General features: G+C 73.9%; 18 protein-coding genes. 9 read left to right on the forward strand and 9 right to left on the reverse strand.

All coding sequences use genetic code 11. The annotated features are described in order from the left end of the window. Positions 1-66: 66 nt before the first annotated feature. Positions 67-1,389 (reverse strand): maleylpyruvate isomerase N-terminal domain-containing protein, encoded by a 1,323-nt coding sequence (locus tag ABT122_RS26815; RefSeq protein ID WP_451068503.1) that lies wholly within the window; start codon positions 1,387-1,389, stop codon positions 67-69. After that, the gene (locus ABT122_RS26820) at positions 1,386-1,967 is read right to left on the reverse strand and encodes a sigma-70 family RNA polymerase sigma factor (protein ID WP_351557407.1); all 582 of its coding nucleotides are present in this window, start codon (positions 1,965-1,967) and stop codon (positions 1,386-1,388) included. Before ABT122_RS26820 ends, ABT122_RS26815 begins: the two co-directional genes overlap by 4 nt. Positions 1,968-2,201: 234 nt before the next feature. Between ABT122_RS26820 and ABT122_RS26825 the strand changes: the two genes are divergently transcribed. Next, positions 2,202-2,576, forward strand: coding sequence for an STAS domain-containing protein (locus tag ABT122_RS26825; RefSeq protein ID WP_351557409.1), 375 nt, complete (start codon positions 2,202-2,204; stop codon positions 2,574-2,576). Between the two features lie 78 nt (positions 2,577-2,654). Then, positions 2,655-3,170, forward strand: coding sequence for an EF-hand domain-containing protein (locus ABT122_RS26830; protein WP_351557411.1), 516 nt, complete (start codon positions 2,655-2,657; stop codon positions 3,168-3,170). Between the two features lie 55 nt (positions 3,171-3,225). On the opposite strand, the gene ABT122_RS26835 is transcribed toward ABT122_RS26830, so the two are convergent. The 6 genes from ABT122_RS26835 to ABT122_RS26860 form a co-directional block, all read right to left on the reverse strand. Then, on the reverse strand, positions 3,226-3,738 hold the full coding sequence (locus tag ABT122_RS26835; protein WP_351557414.1) for a GNAT family N-acetyltransferase: 513 nt from the start codon (positions 3,736-3,738) through the stop codon (positions 3,226-3,228). A 94-nt stretch (positions 3,739-3,832) separates the two neighbouring features. After that, positions 3,833-4,783 (reverse strand): endonuclease/exonuclease/phosphatase family protein, encoded by a 951-nt coding sequence (locus tag ABT122_RS26840; RefSeq protein ID WP_351557417.1) that lies wholly within the window; start codon positions 4,781-4,783, stop codon positions 3,833-3,835. A 148-nt stretch (positions 4,784-4,931) separates the two neighbouring features. Beyond that, positions 4,932-6,185 (reverse strand): ATP-binding protein, encoded by a 1,254-nt coding sequence (locus ABT122_RS26845; RefSeq protein WP_351557419.1) that lies wholly within the window; start codon positions 6,183-6,185, stop codon positions 4,932-4,934. Between the two features lie 3 nt (positions 6,186-6,188). Further along, the gene (cseB, locus tag ABT122_RS26850) at positions 6,189-6,938 is read right to left on the reverse strand and encodes a two-component system response regulator CseB (protein ID WP_351557506.1); all 750 of its coding nucleotides are present in this window, start codon (positions 6,936-6,938) and stop codon (positions 6,189-6,191) included. Positions 6,939-7,043: 105 nt separating this feature from the next. Next, complete coding sequence (locus ABT122_RS26855; protein WP_351557421.1) at positions 7,044-7,553, reverse strand: MarR family winged helix-turn-helix transcriptional regulator; 510 nt, start codon at positions 7,551-7,553, stop codon at positions 7,044-7,046. Positions 7,554-8,037: 484 nt separating this feature from the next. Further along, positions 8,038-9,534, reverse strand: coding sequence for a class I adenylate-forming enzyme family protein (locus ABT122_RS26860; protein WP_351557424.1), 1,497 nt, complete (start codon positions 9,532-9,534; stop codon positions 8,038-8,040). Between the two features lie 156 nt (positions 9,535-9,690). On the opposite strand from ABT122_RS26860, the gene ABT122_RS26865 reads away from it, so the two are divergent. From ABT122_RS26865 to ABT122_RS26880, 4 genes are all read left to right on the forward strand, one after another. After that, entirely contained in the window at positions 9,691-10,905 is a 1,215-nt protein-coding gene (locus ABT122_RS26865) for an amidohydrolase family protein (protein WP_351557427.1), read from the forward strand. Beyond that, positions 10,896-12,029, forward strand: coding sequence for an acyl-CoA dehydrogenase family protein (locus ABT122_RS26870; protein ID WP_351557430.1), 1,134 nt, complete (start codon positions 10,896-10,898; stop codon positions 12,027-12,029). The genes ABT122_RS26865 and ABT122_RS26870 overlap by 10 nt, the downstream gene beginning before the upstream one ends. Positions 12,030-12,034: 5 nt before the next feature. Next, positions 12,035-12,910: an acyl-CoA dehydrogenase family protein gene (locus ABT122_RS26875; RefSeq protein WP_351557433.1), complete on the forward strand. Its 876-nt coding sequence runs from the start codon at positions 12,035-12,037 to the stop codon at positions 12,908-12,910. Between the two features lie 354 nt (positions 12,911-13,264). Then, on the forward strand, positions 13,265-13,741 hold the full coding sequence (locus tag ABT122_RS26880; RefSeq protein WP_351557436.1) for an ATP-binding protein: 477 nt from the start codon (positions 13,265-13,267) through the stop codon (positions 13,739-13,741). 21 nt (positions 13,742-13,762) lie between these two features. Here ABT122_RS26880 and ABT122_RS26885 read toward each other — a convergent pair whose 3' ends face one another. Further along, positions 13,763-14,689: a cyclase family protein gene (locus ABT122_RS26885; RefSeq protein WP_351557439.1), complete on the reverse strand. Its 927-nt coding sequence runs from the start codon at positions 14,687-14,689 to the stop codon at positions 13,763-13,765. Positions 14,690-14,774: 85 nt separating this feature from the next. Between ABT122_RS26885 and ABT122_RS26890 the strand changes: the two genes are divergently transcribed. The 3 genes from ABT122_RS26890 (at position 14,775) to ABT122_RS26900 (ending at position 18,288) form a co-directional block, all read left to right on the forward strand. After that, on the forward strand, positions 14,775-15,641 hold the full coding sequence (locus ABT122_RS26890; protein ID WP_351557442.1) for an SDR family oxidoreductase: 867 nt from the start codon (positions 14,775-14,777) through the stop codon (positions 15,639-15,641). Positions 15,642-16,117: 476 nt separating this feature from the next. Continuing rightward, complete coding sequence (locus ABT122_RS26895; protein ID WP_351557445.1) at positions 16,118-17,242, forward strand: acyl-CoA dehydrogenase family protein; 1,125 nt, start codon at positions 16,118-16,120, stop codon at positions 17,240-17,242. After that, on the forward strand, positions 17,239-18,288 hold the full coding sequence (locus ABT122_RS26900) for a Zn-dependent alcohol dehydrogenase (protein ID WP_351557448.1): 1,050 nt from the start codon (positions 17,239-17,241) through the stop codon (positions 18,286-18,288). The genes ABT122_RS26895 and ABT122_RS26900 overlap by 4 nt, the downstream gene beginning before the upstream one ends. Positions 18,289-18,330 lie beyond the last annotated feature (42 nt).

Here is an 18,330-nt window from a genome sequence, read left to right on the forward strand (position 1 = left end):
CGTGCGGCGGGGGCGTGCGGGCCCCCGCCGCACGGCTTCCGTCCCCGCTCCTCGTGTGCCGCCGGGCTACACCCGGCTCAGGGAAGCGGCGGCGAAGAGCACATCCCTGATCGCCTCCCGGTCGCCGTCCTGTCCGGCCGCGGCCTCCTCCGGCGGGACATGCCCCGCCACCAGCTGGCAGAACTCCACCCGGTCCAGCGCGACTTGCGCCACCGTGAGATCGGGCGAGCCCAGCGCCGCCGGGGAGTCGAGCGGGATGTACCAGTCCCCGCCGCCCGCGCCCTCGATCTCCAGATGCAGCGAACGGCCCGGGGAACCGGCCGTGACCAGGTGCTTCGCCGGTCCCGCGAGCCCCGCGCGGCGGCGCCCGGCGAGGGCCGCGGGCAGCAGCCGGGCCGACAGGTCGACCATCCGGTGCAGATGGGAGCCGCGCGGTGGATCGTACGGATAGTCCACCGCGTCCGCGATGTCGTCCGCGTGCATCCAGCACTCGAAGGCCCGGTCCAGCAGCGCGTCGCGCAGCGGCAGCGAGAAGTCCCCGTAGGAGACGGACAGCTCGGCGACGCCCCGGCCCGCGAAGGACACCGTGCGGATCAGGGCGTGGCTCTGGTCCCGCCACGGTTCGTGGACCTCGTGCCCCGCCGCCGTGCGGACCTCGGTCCGCCAGTACCGCTCCGTGCGCTCCTCCGGGGTGGCCGGGGCGTCCCGGCCGAGTGGGTCGTCGAGTCCGAGCGCGCCGGCGACCAGTCCGTCCACGCTGGTCAGATGGCCGATGACACCGGCGACGGAGGTCTCGCGGGAGACCGGGTCGCGGCCGTCGAACCACTTCAGCCGCACCGGCCGCCGCCACTCCGACGCGCCGATGTCCCGCAGCAGGGCATCGAGCCGGGCGGTCTCCGCGTCATAGGGAGCCGCCCACTCCGGCACCGGGATACGGGCGGGCCGGCGGCCGAGGCAGTTCTCCAGCACCCGGAAGCGCAGCAGCGGATCGAGGTCGAGATCGCGCTCGGTGTGCAGCAGCGCGACCGCGTCCCGCAGCCGCAGGGCCTCGTCCGCGCAGGGCGCACACTCCCCGAGGTGCAGCTCGACCTGGGCCGTCTCCTCGGTGGAACAGGCGGACAGCGCCCACGCCCCGAGCAGGGACTTGAGGACGCTGTGGGACGGGGCCGGGGACGGGGTCCCGGCGTCACCGCCGGGTGGTACGGGCATATCGGCCTCGTGCGGGGTGGTCGCGGGGTACTGCCGCGGCGGGTCCGTCCGGCCGCGCGGTTCGAGGTCGTCGGCCGCCGCGCGCGGCCCCGGTATGCGCGGCGCGCCCTGCCGGCCGCCGCCCTCGGGGCGGTGCCGGCCGCCGTCGTGGCTCTCGCCCGGGGGCTCGTCCCCGCTCACAGCGAGCGTCCGCAACCGGGTGGCGCGGAGCCCTCCAGGGGCCGGGTGTGCGCGGTGGAGAGCAGCTGGAGGCCGAGCCGCAGCCGGCGCCGGGCCTCGTCCTCGCTCACCCCGAGGTCCTCGGCGGTCTGCCGGTAGTCCCGGCGGCCGTGGTACGCCAGTTCCAGCGCGGCCCGCAGGGGCGCGGGCATCGAGGTGACGATGTAGTCGGCCCGCGCCGCGACGGCGGCCCGGCGCACCTTCTGCTCCAGCTCCTCCGGCGAACCGCCGCTCCCGCCGTCGCCGCCGGCCGACTCGCTCTGGCGCAGCCGGTGCACGGCCTGGCTGTTGGTGAGCTTGGCGACCCAGGAGCGCATCGAGCCCTGCTTGGGGTCGTAGGCGTCGGGGTTCTCCCAGATGTAGCCGAAGACCTCGCGGGTCACCTGGTCCGCCGCCTCGTCGTCGTCGAGCACCCGGTGGGCCAGCATGTGCACGAGCGAGGCGAATCGGTCGTACAGCTCCCCGAGGGCCGCTGCCTCTCCGCGCGCCAGGCGCTGCTGCATCCTGCGGTCCCAGCGCGGCGGTGTTTCCTTTGCCATACGGCCCCCAACCCCGAACCCGTGCCCTGCGTAGTGCTCCTGTGCCTCTGCGTGGATGTTCCCTCCCGCCGAATGTAATGCGCGAGGGGACCCGTGCACGCCCCTTTGCTTCAAGTGCGCCCCCAGGGGAAGGCCGACATGGTAGGGGAGCGGTACCCCCGGAGGAATCTGCCACAGCCATGGGGTTTTATGCATGACTAGTGGGGAAAGTGCGCCTAATGAGGAGGTTTGGTGGTGACGCTCACCGTGAACGAGGTCCGGCGGGGCGGCTGGACCGTGCTGCACATCAGGGGTGAGCTGGACCTGGTGTCCTCACCGGAGGTCCGCCGCCAGGTGCACGCGGCGGTGGCCGAGGGGCACCGGGACGTGGTGCTGGACCTGTCCGGGGTGCGGTTCTGCGACTCCAGCGGAGTGGGTGTGCTGATCGCCGCCCGCCGGCTGCTCCAGTCCTGCGGCGGCAGACTCCGGCTGATCCTGCCCGCGCGCGGCGCGGTGGAGGGCTCCCATGTGAACCGGGTCCTCGGCGCCCTCGGCGTCCGCCGGCTCTTCGAGGTGTACGCGGACGCGGGCGCGGCGACGGCCGAGGGATCGGAGGCGCTCCCGGCGTGAGCCGCCCCGGACCCGATCGTTCCGGTGAATTGGCGGGTACTTGCACGCGTCAGCGGTCGGGGGCCGTACGCTCCCCGCATGGACAGCGCAGAGTACGAGCGCAAGATCGCGTCTCGCTTCGCCGCCTTTGACCAGGACGGCAATGGCTATATCGACCGGCAGGACTTCAGCGGCGCCGCCGCCGCACTGCTCAACGAGTTCTCCACCACCGCGCGCTGCGAGAAGGGCCAGGCGCTGTACATCGGCGCCGAGGCGTTCTGGCAGGGCATGGCGGGGATCGCCGATGTGGACGGCGATCAGCGGGTCTCCCGCCAGGAGTTCATCACCGGCGCGGTGAAGCGGCTCCGGGACAACCCCCAGAGATTCGCCGAGATCGCCCGCCCCTTCCTGCACGCGGTGATCGCCATCGCGGACGAGGACGGCTCCGGGGCGACCCCGTCGGCGGTGGAGCGGGTGCTGCGGGTGCTGGGCGTGGAGGCGTCCCCGGCGTCGGCCATCGCGCGGTCGCTGGACACGGACGGGGACGGCCGGATCAGCGAGGAGGAGGTCCTGTCGGCGTTCGCCGCGTACTACGTGACCCCCGAACACCCCTGACGGACCCGGACCCGGCTGCCGTGCCCGGGGGGCCGTTCCGCCCGCCCGGGCACGCTCAGCGCACCAGTTCGTCCGCGAGCAGATCCATCAGCAGCCCGTCGTGCCAGGTGCCGTCCGCGCGGCGCTCGTACCGCCGCATGACGCCGACGGCCCGGAAGCCCGCCTTCTCGTAACAGCGGATCGCCACCGCGTTGTCGGCCGCCGGGTCGATGGTGAGGCGGTGGTGGCCGTGGTCGTCGACGAGATGCGCGGCGAGCGTGCGCACGGTGTCGGTGCCGAGCCCCCGGCCGTGCACGGCCGGGTCGAGGAAGAGATCCATCCCCGCGTGCCGGTAGTCCGGCTCCTCCTCCGCGTGCCACTGGATCATCCCCGCGATCCGCCCCTCGTACTCGACGGTCAGATGGTGGGTGTCCGGGTCGCGGAGGTCCTCGGCGATCTCCGCCGCCAGATCCTCCCCGCCCTGCCACACGGCCCGCACCTCGGGTTTCGCCCGGATCGCGGCGAGGGCGGGGATGTCGTCCGGGACGGTGGGGCGGAGGGCGACGGCGGCGCCCTGGAGCACGGTCATGCGTCCGAACGTACGGGAGAGCCGCCCGCGCGGGCGAGGGGAATACGGCACGGCGCGGCCCCCGTCCGCGCCGTGCCCGGCCCCTCAGAGGGCGTCAGAGGGCGAAGGACGCGCTCACCGGCAGATGGTCGCTCCCCGTCTTCGGGAGGGTCCGGGCGGAGACCGGGGCGATTCCGCGGGCGAGGATGTGATCGATGCGGGCCATCGGGAAGCGGGCGGGCCAGGTGAAGCCGAAGCCGTCGCCGGCGCTCTCCTGGGCGGAGGTCCAGCCCCGCCGCAGCGGGGCCAGGGCGCGGTCGTGCGGGGTGCCGTTGAAGTCGCCGAGCAGAAGGGTCCGTTCCGTGGCGCCGCGGGCGACGGCCTCGGTGAGGAGGGCGGCGGCGGTGTCGCGGCGGTCGGTGGTGAAGCCGGACTCCGGGGTGACGCGGACCGAGGCGAGATGCGCCACGAACACGGTGACCGGGCCCTTCGGGGTGGTGAGGGTGGCGCGCAGGGCGCGGGGCCAGGGCATGATGTCGACGGGGGCGGACGAGGTCATCCCGTAGGTGCTCCACAGGCCCACCCCGCCCTGGACCGTGTGGTGGCGGTAGCGGGACGGCAGGGCCCGGCGGAACGGCTCCCGGGCGGCGTCCGACAGCTCCTGGACCGCGATCACCTGGGCGCCGGTCGCCGCGAGGGCGCGGGCGGTGGCGGCCGGGTCCGGGTTGGAGGCGCCGACGTTGTGGCTGACGACGGTCAGCTCCCCGCCCCGCTCCCGCTTGTCGGATAGCTCCTCGCCGAACAGGGCGAGCCAGGCCAGCGCCGGAAGCAGGGCCGCGCCGGCGGCGAGCGGGGCGCGGCGGACGAGCGCCAGCAGGAGCAGCGGCCCGGCCGCCAGCGCGGACCAGGGCAGAAAGGTCTCCACGAGACTGCCGGAGTTCCCGGCGCCGTTGGGCAGCAGGGGGTGGGCGAGCAGGGCCGCCGCGTACAGCACGCAGAGGACCGCCGTGCGGCGCCCCCTGCGCCAGTCGATCGCGGGACGGTCCGCCTCGGTGCGGTCGTTCATGGCTGCCTCCGGAGGACTGGCGCGCGGAAGTGCGCACGTCCGCCACTCTCCGCGCGGGGTGTCTCCGCCTTCCGGAGCCCGTCCGTCCGTTACTGCTCGGCCGTGTGTCCGCCGTGTATCGCCGTGTGCCGCCGTGTGCCGCCGTGCGTCAGAGGCGGAGTACGGCCTCGGCGCCGCCGCCCTCCGCGTTGGCGAAGTGGAGCGTCGCCCCGATGACCCCGGCCTGGCCCAGCGCGATCGTCAGCCCCAGTCCGTGGCCGTGGCCGCGTTCCGAGGCCCCGGTGCGGAACCGCTGGGGCCCGTCCGCCAGCAGGGACGCGGGGAAACCCGGGCCGTGGTCGCGCACCACCACGTTCCGGCCGTCCACCCGGACCTCGACGGGCGCGCTGCCGTGGCGGTGCGCGTTCAGGACCAGATTGGTGATGATGCGGTCCAGCCGGCGCGGGTCGGTCGAGATCTGCTCATCGCTGACGATCACCGTCCGGGTCTCATGGCCGGTCCGGAGCACCGACGCCTCGACGACACGGCCCACCGGCACCGGACGGGCGTCCGGCGCCTCCGCCCCCGCGTCCAGCCGGGAGATCTCCAGCAGGTCCTCGACCAGCCCCCGCAGCACCCGCACCCGGTCCCGTACCAGCTCGGTCGCCCTGCCGTCGGGCAACAGCTCGGTGGAGGTGACCAGGCCCATCAGCGGGGTGCGCAGCTCATGGGCGACATCGGCGGTGAACCGCTGCTCGGTGCGGAGGCGCTCCTGGAGGGAGTGGGCCATGGAGTCGACCGCCTCCGCGATCTCGGTGACCTCGTCGCCGCGCCGTCCGCCCGCTCCGGTACGGGCGCCCAGTTCGCCGTCCGCGATGCGCCGGGCGGTCCGTGCCACCCGCCGCAGCCGGCGGTTGAGCAGCTCGGTGAGGACCAGGGAGAGCGGGACGATCACGGCGAGGGTCGCCGCCGAGACCTTCACGCTGGTGCGGTCCAGGGCGGCCAGCTCCAGCTCCTCGGTGCTCATGCTCATCGCGACGGAGATCACCTGGCCGTCCACGGTCTGCGCGGCCCACATCCACGGGCCCGTGCGGCTCTCCGTGTCGTACCAGGTGGCGGGCCGGCCGGAGGAGTCCACCCGGGCGAGCAGCTCGGGCGGCAGCTCCGCCGGGTCGGTCAGATACTCCGACGAGTCCGCTCCGGAGCCCCGCTCGTACTCCCTCACCCCGGTCTCCAGCTCCTCCAGGGCCCTGCCGATTCCCTCCCGCTGGAAGCGGTCGGCGGTGGCCCGGTGGACGAGGACGCCCACGGCCAGGGCCACGCCGCAGGACGCCGTGACCACCAGGGCGGCGATCTTCCACCGCAGCGATCTCCAGTTCCACAGGCTCCGCAGGGCGCCGGCCGCCGTGCTTCTCGCGTCCACGGGTCAGCGCCGCAGCTTGTAGCCGAAGCCGCGGACCGTCTCGACGCGGTCCGCGCCGATCTTCCGGCGGAGCCGCTGCACACACAGGTCGACGACCCGGCTGTCACCGTCCCAGCCGTAGTCCCAGACATTGCGCAGCAGCGTCTGCCGCTCCAGGACGACCCCGGGGTGCGCGGCGAACTCCAGCAGCAGCCGCAGCTCGGTCGGGGCGAGGGCGACGGGCTCCCCGCCCCGGAACACCTCCAGACCGCGGGTGTCCACGGTCAGATCGCCGAAGACGAGCCGGTCCGGGCCGGTGCCGGGGGCCGGCCGCCCGGGGCCGGAGGGGGCCGGGGCGGGGGTGAAGGTGGCGCGCCGGAGCAGGGCGCGGATACGGGCCACCAGCACCGGGGTGTCGACGGGCTTCACCACGTAGTCGTCGGCGCCCGCCTCCAGGCCCAGCACGACGTCCAGGGAGTCGCCCCGGGCGGACATCATCAGGACGGGGGTCTGGCTGGTCTCCCGGACCTTGCGGCACAGGCCGACGCCGTCCAGCTCCGGGAGCATCACATCCAGCAGCAGCAGGTCGGGGGCGTGCTCGCGGAACAGCTCCAGCCCGGTGAGGCCGTCGGCGGCGGACCGCATCCGGTAGCCGTAGCGCTCCAGGGCCATGGAGACGGCGGTGCGGATCACCTCGTCGTCCTCGACCAGGAGGATGGCGGGGGGCTGCTCGGACCCATCCGGTTCTGCGGTCACTTCGGGCCTTCCCCACATTCGACGCATGTCACCGATTACTCATACTGCTCACTCATACTGCCCTGCCGGGCCGGACGGGCTCACTGTGGGGCAGACACCCATCCGTCGCGTTGAGGTCGTGTATCAGTTCTGTACGGGCGGCCCGGAGCCCTCCGCGTTGGTGATCATCCGGCGGAGGACCCGGAGGGCGGCGACGTACTCCTCGTCCGTGACGCCCTCGTGGACCTCGGCCCGCACCTCGGTCACCAGCTCCCTGATCCGGGCCTTGGCCGCCCGGCCCGCATCGGTGAGGCCGAGGCGGTCGCCGGGGCCGGCGGTGAGCCACCCCCGGTGGAGGAGCTGGTCGATGACGCGGGAGATCTCGTGCGGGCCGTCGGCGGTGGGGGTGAGCTGGGCGATGACCTGGTCGCGGGTCGGGAGGCCGCCGGGGGCGTCCACGCGGTTCATCGTCTGCCACTGGGGCTGGGTGACATCGACCCGGGCGAGCGCGGCCCGGAGCCGCGTGGTGACGGCCCGGTGCGCCCGCCCGGTCCAGTAGCCGACGGGCTGGGTGGTGAGGGCGTCGTCGGGGGCGAAGGGGTCGGCGGGGGAGGGGGTGACGGGGATGACGGGGGTGACGGGGGAGGAGGGCATGGGGGCCTCGCGGTGGGGTGGGGTGGATGGTGGTGGTGGTGAGGCTAGGAGGTCAACCGCGCTTGAGGTCAAGGGGGGGTGCGGGGTGCGGGGTCCTGTGGCGCGGGGGCCGTCCTCAGGCTCAGCTGCCTCTGGGAGGTGCGCCCAGCGGGGCTGGGGTTGCTCAGCCTCTCCGGCGAGCTGAGGTGCGAAATCCAGCCTCTCCGGCGTTTGAGGAGCGGGGGTTCGGGGGCTGGTCCCCGACGGTGGCCCGCGGGGTGCGGGGTCCTGTGGCACAGGGTCCGTCCTCAAACGCCGGACGGGCTGGGTTGGTGCGGGTCTCCTGTGGCGCGGGGGCCGTCCTCAAGCTCGCCCAGAGCTGCCTCTGGGAGGTGCCCCGGACGGGCTGGGTTTGTGCGGGTTGCCTTGTGGCGCGGGGGCCGTCCTCAAGCTTGCCCGGAGGTGGACCCGGACGGGCCGGGGCGGGTCCCGGGGGGTGGGGTGGTCAGGTGAAGAGGGTGCGGAGGTGGTGTTTCCGGACCTTGCGGAGCGTCTCCCCGCGCGGCAGCTCCTCCACCACCTCCAGCTGCTCCGGCAGCTTGTGCACCGACAGCCCCCGCGCCAGCAAATGCGCCGTCACATCCGCCAGCACCAGCACCCCCGCCCCCGGCGCCCGCTCCACCACCGCGCAGACCCGCTCCCCCCGCTCCGCGTCCGGCAGTCCGATCACCGCCGCCTCGGCGATCCCCGGGTGCGTGTGCAGCAGCGCCTCGATCTCCTGGGCCGAGATGTTCTCGCCCTTGCGGATGATGATGTCCTTGAGGCGCCCGGTGAGCACCAGATGCCCCTCGGGCGTGAGCCGCCCGAGGTCCCCGGTCCGCAGGAACCCCTCCTCGTCGAAGGCCGCCGCCGTCTGCTCCGGGTCCAGATACCCCTGGCAGACCGCCTCCCCCCGCAGCCGCACCTCCCCGTCCACGATCCGGATCTCCATCCCGGCCGGCGGACGCCCCTCCGTCCCGGCGAGGTTCTCGGGGGTGTCGTCCGGGGAGCCCATGGTGATCATGGGCACCTCGGTCATGCCGTACCCGTGGGTGAGCGCGCACCCCATCTCGCGCACGACGTCGTGGTACAGCTCCGGCGGCTTCGGGGCGCCCCCGCCCGCGAGCAGCCGCAGCGAGGGGATCAGCCTGCGGCCCGGCTGTCTGCGCTGCTCGGCGAGGAACATCGAGTAGAACGCGGTGGAGCCGCCCGCCACGGTCACCCCGTGCGCGCGGTAGGCGTCCAGCGCGCCCGGGAGCGCGAAGTGCTCGAAGAGGACCGCAGGTATCCCGTACAGCAGCAGCATCACCAGATAGTCCGCGCCGCCGATATGGGCGTACGGGAAGGCGATGGAGCCGATGTCGTCCTCGGTGAGCCGCAGGGCGTGGGCGAGGCACGAGCCGCCGGCGATCAGTGAGCGGTCGGTGTGGCGCACGCCCTTGGGATCGGCCGTGGTGCCGGAGGTCCAGTAGATCCAGCGGACGTCCGTGCCCGAGTCCGGGGGGCCGGGGAGCGTCGCGGGATCGCCGTCGGGCAGGGTGCCGTACGCCTCGAAGACACCGGGCGCTCCGACGCGCCCGGCCATCGCGGTGTGGTCGTGGCCGCGCCAGGTGCCGGGCACGGCGAAGTGCCCGGCGGCCGAGGCGCGCAGGGCGAAGGCCACGTCCCGGTCGCGGCAGTGGGGGATGACGGGGGACTGCACCGCGCCGATGCGGGCCAGCGCGAGGGAGAGCAGGACCGTCTCGATCCGGGTCGGCAGCTGCCAGGCGACGACGGTCCCGGGGCGCACCCCCCGCGCGCACAGTCCGGCGGCCACCCGCTCGGCCCGGTCGTGCAGCTCCCCGAAGGTGAGGACCCGGTTGTCCTGGAGGAGCGCGGGCCGGCCGGGCGTGCGGCGGGCCCGGCGGCGCAGCAGCTCCCAGAGCGTCGGCGCCTCTCCCAGTGCGTGCGCGGTCGCGTTCACGGGCCGCCTCCCCGGTCGCCAGCGTATGTGACGATGCGTCAGATGATGGCGAGAGCGTAGGGCTCCGGCGCTTGTCGGTCCAGGGGCGCGGGGCTAGCCTGCTATCTGACGGGCCATCAGATCGGTTGGGTCGCGGGCACGGCGGAGGGGAACACCATGGCCGAACTACCTCGGATCGTCAGCGTCGACGACCATGTCATCGAACCGGCGCACCTCTTCGCGACCTGGCTCCCGGCGAAGTACCGGGAGAGGGGACCCCAGCCGCTCACCGCGGGCATCGGCGAACTCGCCTACATCGGCGGCAAGTACCGCGTCACCATGGACCCCGAGGGCCCGCCCGCCGACTGGTGGATCTACGAGGACCTCCGCTTCCCCTACAAACGGAACATCGCCGCCGTCGGCTTCGACCGCGACGACATGACCCTGGAGGGCATCACCCGCGCCGAGATGCGCCCCGGCTGCTGGGACCCGGCCGCCCGGCTGAAGGACATGGACCTCAACCATGTGGAAGCCTCCCTCTGCTTCCCCACCTTCCCCCGGTTCTGCGGCCAGACCTTCGCCGAGGCCCAGGACAAGGAGGTCGCCCTCGCCTGCGTCCGCGCCTACAACGACTGGATGGTCGAGGAGTGGTGCGGCGACAGCGGCGGCCGGCTCATCCCGCTCTGCATCATCCCGCTCTGGGACATCGGCCTCGCCGTCGCCGAGGTCGAACGGAACGCGGCGCGCGGGGTGCGGGCGGTGACCTTCTCCGAGATCCCCACCCACCTCGGGCTGCCCTCGATCCACTCCGGCCACTGGGACCCCTTCTTCGCCGTCTGCCAGGAGACCGGAACCGTGGTCAACATGCACATCGGCTCCTCCTCCCAGATGCCCGCCGCCTCCCCGGACGCCCCGCCCGCCGTGCAGGCCGCGCTCAGCTTCAACAACGCCATGGCCTCGATGATGGACTTCCTCTTCAGCGGCGTCCTGGTGAGGTTCCCCCGGCTCAAGCTCGCCTACAGCGAGGGCCAGATGGGCTGGATTCCGTACGCCCTGGAACGCGCCGACGACGTGTGGCGCGAGCACCGGGCCTGGGGCGGGGTCCGGGAGACCGTCCCCGAGCCGCCGTCGGTCTACTACTACCGGCAGATGTTCTGCTGCTTCTTCCGCGACAAGCACGGCATCGCCGCCCTCGACGCCGTCGGCCGCGACAACGCCACCTTCGAGACCGACTATCCGCATGTGGACTCCACCTTCCCGGACACCAAGCAGGTGGCGCTCGACCATGTGCGGGGGCTGGACGACGAGACCGTCTACAAACTCATGCGCGGGAACGCCATCCGCATGCTCGGCCTCGATCTGGACCGGGGGCCGGACCCGCGGTGGACCTGACGTACACGCGGGAGGAAGAGGAGTTCAGGTCCCGGCTGCGCGCCTGGCTCGCCCGCACCCTCCCCGCGCTCCCCGGCCCGCCCGCGCCCGGCGACTGGCCGGGCCGCCGCGCGTACGACACCGGCTGGCAGCGCAGGCTGTACGAGGCCGGATACGGAGGTGTGCACTGGGACGCGCCCCCCACCCAGCGGCTGATCTTCCTGGAGGAGACCGAGCGCGCGGGCGCCCCCTATGTCGGGGCCAACTTCGTCGGGCTGCTGCACGCCGGGCCGACCATCGCCGCCGAGGGCACCCCCGGGCAGCGCGAGCGCTGGCTCGGGCCCATCCTGCGCGGCGAGTCCCTCTGGTGCCAGGGCTTCTCCGAGCCGGACGCGGGCTCGGACCTCGCGTCCCTGCGGACCCGGGCGGTGCGCGACGGCGACATGTACACCGTCACCGGCTCCAAGCTCTGGACCTCGCACGCGGAGGTCGCCGACTGGTGCGAACTCCTCGTCCGCACCGGCCCGGCCGAGCCGGGACACCGGGGGATCTCCTGGCTCGCCCTGCCCATGGACGCCCCCGGTGTCACCGTCCGGCCGCTGCGGACGCTGGCCGGCTCCACCGAGTTCGCCGAGGTCTTCCTCGACGAGGTGCGCGTCCCGGTGGCGAACCGGATCGGCGCGGAGAACGACGGCTGGCGGGTGACGATGGTGACGCTCTCCTTCGAGCGGGGCACCGCCTTCGTCGGCGAGGTCGTCGCCTGCCGCCGCACCCTCGGGCTGCTGGCCGCCGCCGCCCGGGAGAACGGGCGCTGGGACGACCCCGCCGTGCGGCGCGCCCTCGGCCGGCTGAACGCCGAATTCCGGGCGCTGTGGCGGCTGATCCAGTGGAATGTGAGCGAGGCCCGGCACACCGGCGGGGTCCCCGGCACCGGCGGCTCCGTCTTCAAGCTGCGCTACTCCCACGCCCGTCAGGAGCTGTACGAGACGGCTGCCGGGGTCCTGGGGGACGGCGCGCTCGATCTGGACCGGGAGTGGACGGCGGACCGGCTCTCCTCCCTCTCGTACACCATCGCCGCCGGCACCTCCGAGATCCAGCGGAACATCATCGCCGAGCGGATTCTCGGCCTGCCGAAGGGGGGCTGACCGGGATGGACTTCCGGCTGACCGACGACCAGCGGGCGCTGCGGGACGGCACCCGGGAGCTGCTGGCCCGGATCTGGCCGCCCGGAGCGCTCCGGGAGCCGGTGGACGGCGCGCGGATGCGCGCGCTGTGGCGGGCGCTCGGCGGCGCGGGGGTGTTCGCGCTGCGGCTGCCGGAGGCGGCGGGGGGAGTGGGGCTGGGCGCGGCGGAGGCCGTGCTCGTCTTCGAGGAGGCCGGGCGGGTGCTGCTGCCGGGCCCGCTGGTCGCCACCCATCTCGCCGCCGGAGTGGCGGCGGGCGCGGCCACCGGTGAGCGGATGGTGACGCGGGTGGACGGGGGGCTGGTTGCGTGGCTGGCGGAGGCCGACGAGGTGACGGGGGAGGTCCGGGGGGCCGTGGAGCTGCGGTCTGTTGACCCGTTGACCCCGCTGCACCGCGTACCGGGGCGCCCTGCTCCGTACGATCCGCTCGCGGCCCTGCTCACCGCGGCCGAGCAGCTCGGGAGCGCCGCCCGCACCACCGAGACGGCGGTCCGCCACGCCCGCGGGCGCGAGCAGTTCGGGCGGCCCGTGGGGGCCTTCCAGGCCGTCAAGCACCGGTGTGCGGGGATGCTCGTACGGGCGGAGATCGCGCGGGCCGCTGTGTACGCGGCGGCGGTCACCGGGGACCCGGTGGAGATCGCCGGGGCCAAGCTGCTGGCCGACGAGGCGGCCGTGCGCAATGCCCGGGACTGCCTCCAGGTGCACGGCGGAATGGGGTTCACCTGGGAGTCCGAGGTCCATCTGCATCTGAAGAGGGCCTGGGTACGGGGCCGGATGCGGCCCACCGCGGAGGAGGCGGCGGAGCTTCAGGCGGAAACTCTGGGTGGTGCCGGGGCGGGCTGACGCGGGACGGAGGGGACGGGAGTGTCACTGAGCGTCGATATCGGGTTGTGTCCTTCGGCCGGGCGACACGGACCGCTCCCGGGGCCCGGCTCCGGTACTCTCCGTGGGATGCGAGTTGTATCGAGTCCCCTGGCCAGGCGGTCCACGAGCCTCTGTTCGACTCCCCGCGACGCGCGTCGCACAGCTGGCGCCACGGTTAATCCTTCGCGCTGGAATATGCCCGAAGCGCTTGTTGCGGTGACTGTACGTCAACCATGCTGTCCCGTAAGGGTGTCACGTTCAGTGACCTGGTCGAGGACGATGGCCCAGTCGAGGCGCGAGGCGATGTGTCCGCCGGTTCGGATGGTGTGAGCGGTGCAGGTGCTCCAGGTTCAGTTGGAGGTCGGTCCCGATCCCGCGGAGGTGGGGCGGGCGCGCAGATGGGCCAGGTCCCGGCTGGTGGGGTCCGGGATAAGGGGCGATGAGCCGCTGGCCGACACCCTGGTCCTGCTGATCTCCGAGCTGGTCACCAACGCGGTGGTGCACACCGGCTGTCCGGCGGTGCTGCGGATGCTCTTCGGCGCGGGCGCGGTGGAGGCCGGGACGGTCCGGGTCGAGGTCGCCGACACGTGCGGGGCCCGCCCGCCCCGTCAGCGCCACGCCGACGGCGAGGACACCAACGGACGCGGTCTGGAGCTGGTGGACGGGCTCGCGGACCGGTGGGGCTGGCAGGAGGAGGGCTCCGGGAAGTCCATCTGGTGCGAGGTGGACCGCGGGGTGCCCGAGGTCGCGTACGAGAGGGTGGTGGCCCGCAGGAGGTCCGCTCCCCGGCAGGCGGCCCTGCCGCTGTAGCCGGACCCGGCCGGCCGTCGCTCAGAACACGGCGACGGGGGCCACGGGGGTCCCGGTTCCGCCGGTGAAGGGCTCCGGCATGGCGGAGAGCAGAAAGGTGTGGCGGCGCTCCTCCGCGCAGGCGGTGGAGAGCCCCTCCAGATTCCAGTTCTGGCCCTGGAGCATGCCCATCTCCACCAGGTCCAGGGCGTGCACGGGCAGCCAGAGGTTGTCGATCTCCGGCGGGATGATCTCGAAGGGGAGGGTGTCGGTCGCGACGGCGGCGACATCGCGGGCGTGGAACCACTCGGGCGTACGGAGGGAGAGACCGGGCGCCGGGGAGCCGTAGCCCAGCCTGTCCCCGGCCAGCGCCAGCGCCATCTGGCCGGTCCGCACCAGGACGATGTCCCCGGCGGTGACGGTGACCCGGCCGAACTCGGCGGCCTCGTCCAGGTCCTCCGGGGAGACGGGGTGGTCGCCGGGGAGCCGCTCCACGCCCTTCGCGCGCGCCACGTCGAGCAGTACGCCCCGGGAGATCACATAGGGGACGGAGCCGATGCCGCTGTACCGGGAGCGGCCGTGGGCGGTGATGGTGCCGGCGGGGCGGCCGTTGTAGAGCACGCCCGAGTGGGAGACATGGGTCAGCGCGTCCCAGTGGGTGGCCGCCTGGAGGCCCATCGTCACCGCGTCGTCGCTGACGGCGACGGTGCCGGGGCCGAAGATCTCGGCGTTGATCTGCGTCATGGTGTGCAGGGGGTTGACCCGGCCCGGGATGGCGCCGGTCTGGATGCCGTCCCGGTGGAGCGGGAGCGCGAGGGCGACCCGTCTGCCGGTGCGGACGCCGGCGGCGGCGGCGCGGACGGCCTCGCCGGTGATCAGATTGAGGGTGCCGGTCTCGTCGGCCTCGCCCCAGCGGCCCCAGTTGTTGACGCGCTGGGCGATCTCGTGGAACTCCGGCGGCATTGGCATCGGGAACCCTCCTGGGGGTTGTGCTCCGGCGTCCGGCTGGCGAAGAATCTAACGGACCGTCAGAAACCGCGGGAAGGGGCCGGGCGTGGGGAACTTCTTGGCAGGCAGGGTCGTCGCCGTGACCGGAGCCGGGCGGGGGATCGGGCGCGCGGTCGCGATCGCGGCGGCGGCCGAGGGGGCGAGGGTCGTCGTCAACGACTACGGGGTCTCGATCGCGGGCGGCGAGCCCTCGTCGGAGGTCGCCGAGGCCGTCGCCGGGGAGATCGTCGCCGCCGGGGGGACGGCGGTCGCCGTCGCGGACGACATCGCGACGATGGCGGGCGGCCGGCGGGTGGTGGAGGTCGCGCTCGCGGAGTACGGGCGGCTCGACGGGGTCGTGGGGGTGGCGGGGATTCTGCGGGAGCGGATGCTCTTCAACATGACCGAGGAGGAGTGGGACTCGGTGGTGGCGACGCATCTGAAGGGGGCGTTCACGCTCTTCCGGGCGGCGTCGGAGGTGATGCGGAGACAGCGGGCGGGGACGCTGATCGGGTTCACCAGCGGGAGCCATCAGGGGTCGGTGGCGCAGGCGAACTACTCCGCCGCCAAGGGCGGGGTGATCTCGCTGGTGCGGAGTGCGGCGCTCGGTCTGCACAGATACGGCGTGACGGCGAACGCGGTGGCGCCGGTGGCGCGGACCCGGATGTCGGCGAAGGTGCCGGTGGAGCCGGCGGAGATCGGGGAGCCGGAGGATGTGGCGGCGCTGGTGGTGTATCTGCTCTCCGAGCGGGCGCGGGAGATCACGGGGCAGGTGTACACGGTGGCGGGGCCGAAGATCGCGGTGTGGGCGCAGCCGAGGGAGGTGAGGGCGGGGTATGCGGAAGGGGGGTGGACGCCGGAGCGGATCGCGGAGTTTCTTCCGGGGACGGTGGGGGTCGATCCCCTGCCGCTCCTCGCCCCGCCGCCCCCCTGACCCCGGCGCGCCGCCCCGCGGCCCCCGGCGCGGCGCCCCCCGCCCCCACCGGCGACCTGAGCAACCCCAGCCTCGCCGGCGTTTGAGGCGCGGGGGTGCGGGGGTTGGTCCCCGACGGGGGGCCGCATGGTGCGGGTGTCCCGTGGTGCGGGGTGCGTCCTCAAGCGCCGGACGGGCTGGGTTTGTGCGGGTTGCCTGTGGCGCGGGGTCCGTCCTCAAGCGCCGGACGGGCTGGGTTTGTGCGGGTGTCCCGTGGCGCGGGGTGCGTCCTCAAGCGCCGGACGGGCTGGGTTTGTGCGGGTTGCCTGTGGTGCGGGGTGCGTCCTCACGCGGCGGACGGGCTGGGTTTGTGCGGGTGTCCCGTGGCGCGGGGTGCGTCCTCACGCGGCGGGCGGGCTGGGTTTGCTCGGGCTGCCCGTGGTGTGGGGGCCGGTCTCACGTGGTGGGGCATGGTGGAGGAGGGGGAGATGGGGGAGATGGGGGAAGACACCTTCCGGGCAGAAGCGCGGCAGTGGCTGCGAAGCCATCAGCAGGGGGCGCGGGCCGGCGGGCGCGCGTGGGAGCGGGCGCTCGGGCGCGACGGATGGATCGGCCTCGGCTGGCCCGAGTCCGGCTGGGGCAACCGCACCGCCACCCTCCCCCAACAGATCACCTGGGCCGAGGAGTACTCCCGCAGCCGCGCCCCCACCCGCCTCGGCCACATCGGCGAACACCTCCTCGCCCCCACCCTCATCCGCTTCGGCACCCCCGCCCAGAAGTCCCGCTTCCTCCCTCCCGTCGCCCGCGGCGAGGAACTCTGGTGCCAGGGCTACAGCGAACCCGGCGCCGGCTCCGACCTCGCCGCCCTCACCACCCGCGCCGTCCGCGACCGCGCCGGCTACCGCGTCAGCGGCCAGAAGACCTGGACCTCCCTCGCCCACGACGCCGACTGGTGCTTCGTCCTCGCCCGCACCGACCCCGGCTCCACCCGCCACCACGGCCTCTCCTTCCTCCTCGTCCCCATGGACCAGCCCGGCAGGATCGAGGTCCGCCCCATCCGCCAGCTCACCGGCACCAGCGAGTTCAACGAGGTCTTCTTCGACGGCGCCGGAGCCCTCGCGACCCATCTCGTGGGCGGCGAGGGCAACGGCTGGCGCGTCGCCATGGGCCTGCTCGCCCTGGAGCGCGGCGTCTCCACCCTCGTCCAGCAGATCGGTTTCGAGGAGGAGCTGGCCGAGGTCGTCCGCACCGCCGTCGCCACCGGCGCCGCGGCCGACCCGGTGATCAGGGAGCGCCTGGTGCGCCAGTGGGCCGAGCTGCGCACCATGCGCTGGAACGCCCTGCGCACCCTCGGCACCGAGGGCGACCCCGGCGCCCCCAGCGTCGCCAAGCTCCTCTGGGGCGGCTGGCACCAGCGGCTGGGGGAGCTGGCGGTGGCCGTGCGCGGACCGGCCGCCGCCACCGGGCCGTACGCCTGGAGCGGTGAGCGGCCCTATGAACTCTCCCCCGACCAGCGGCTGTTCCTCTTCACCCGGGCCGACACCATCTACGGCGGCTCGGACGAGATCCAGCGCACCATCATCGCCGAGCGGGTACTCGGCCTACCGAGGGAGCCACGATGAGAGGTGTTGTCTTCGACGGCACACGGGCCCGGGTCGTCGGCGATCTGGGGATACGGGCCCCGGGCCCCGGCGAGGTCCTGGTCGCGATCGCCGCCGCCGGGCTCTGTCACAGCGATCTCTCGGTGATCGACGGCACGATTCCGTTCCCGGTCCCGGTGGTGCTCGGGCACGAGGGCGCGGGCGTGGTGGAGGCGGTCGGTCCGGGGGTGGGGCACGTCGCGCCGGGCGACCATGTGGTGCTCTCCACCCTGGCCAACTGCGGTGTCTGCGCGGACTGCGACCGGGGCCGCCCGACCCTGTGCCGCGAGGCGATCGGCCGCCCCGGCCGCCCGTTCAGCCGGGGTGGTGAACCGGTCTTCCAGTTCGCCGCCAGCTCCGCGTTCGCGGAGCGCACCCTCGTCCGGGCGGTCCAGGCGGTACGGATTCCGCCGGACATCCCGCTCTCGTCGGCGGCGGTGATGGGGTGCGGGGTGCTCACCGGCGTGGGCGCGGTGCTGAACCGGGCGCGGGTCGGCCGGGGCGAGAGCGTCGTCGTCATCGGCGCCGGCGGCATCGGGCTCAATGTGCTCCAGGGCGCCCGGATCGCGGGCGCCTCCGTGATCGTCGCCGTCGACTCCAACCCGGCGAAGGAGGAGGCCGCCCGGCGTTTCGGGGCGACCGCGTTCCTCACCTCGGCGCGCGGGGTGCGCGAGACGCTGCCGGCCGGCGCGGACCATGTCTTCGAGTGCGTCGGGAGCACCGCGCTCATCCGGCAGGCGGTCGACCTCCTCGACCGGGGCGGCCAGGCGGTCCTGCTGGGGATGACCGCGCCCACGGCGGAGGCGGCCTTCGCGCCCGCCGCGATGTTCCTCGACAAGTCGATCCTCGGCTGCCGGTACGGCACATCCCGCCCCCAGCACGACATCCCGCTCTACGCGGACCTCTACCGGCGGGGCGAGCTGCTGCTGGACGAACTGGTCACCGCCGTCCACCCCGTCGAGGACTTCGCGAAGGCCGCCGACGGCGCCCGCCGCGGCCGGGTCGCGCGCGCGGTGCTCACCTTCTAGCGGGGCGCCGGCCTCCGGCGGAGCCGCCCCCGGGGAGCGGGG

The sequence above is a fragment of the Streptomyces sp. NPDC001985 genome (genome assembly GCF_040296845.1).
GTDB lineage: Bacteria > Actinomycetota > Actinomycetes > Streptomycetales > Streptomycetaceae > Streptomyces.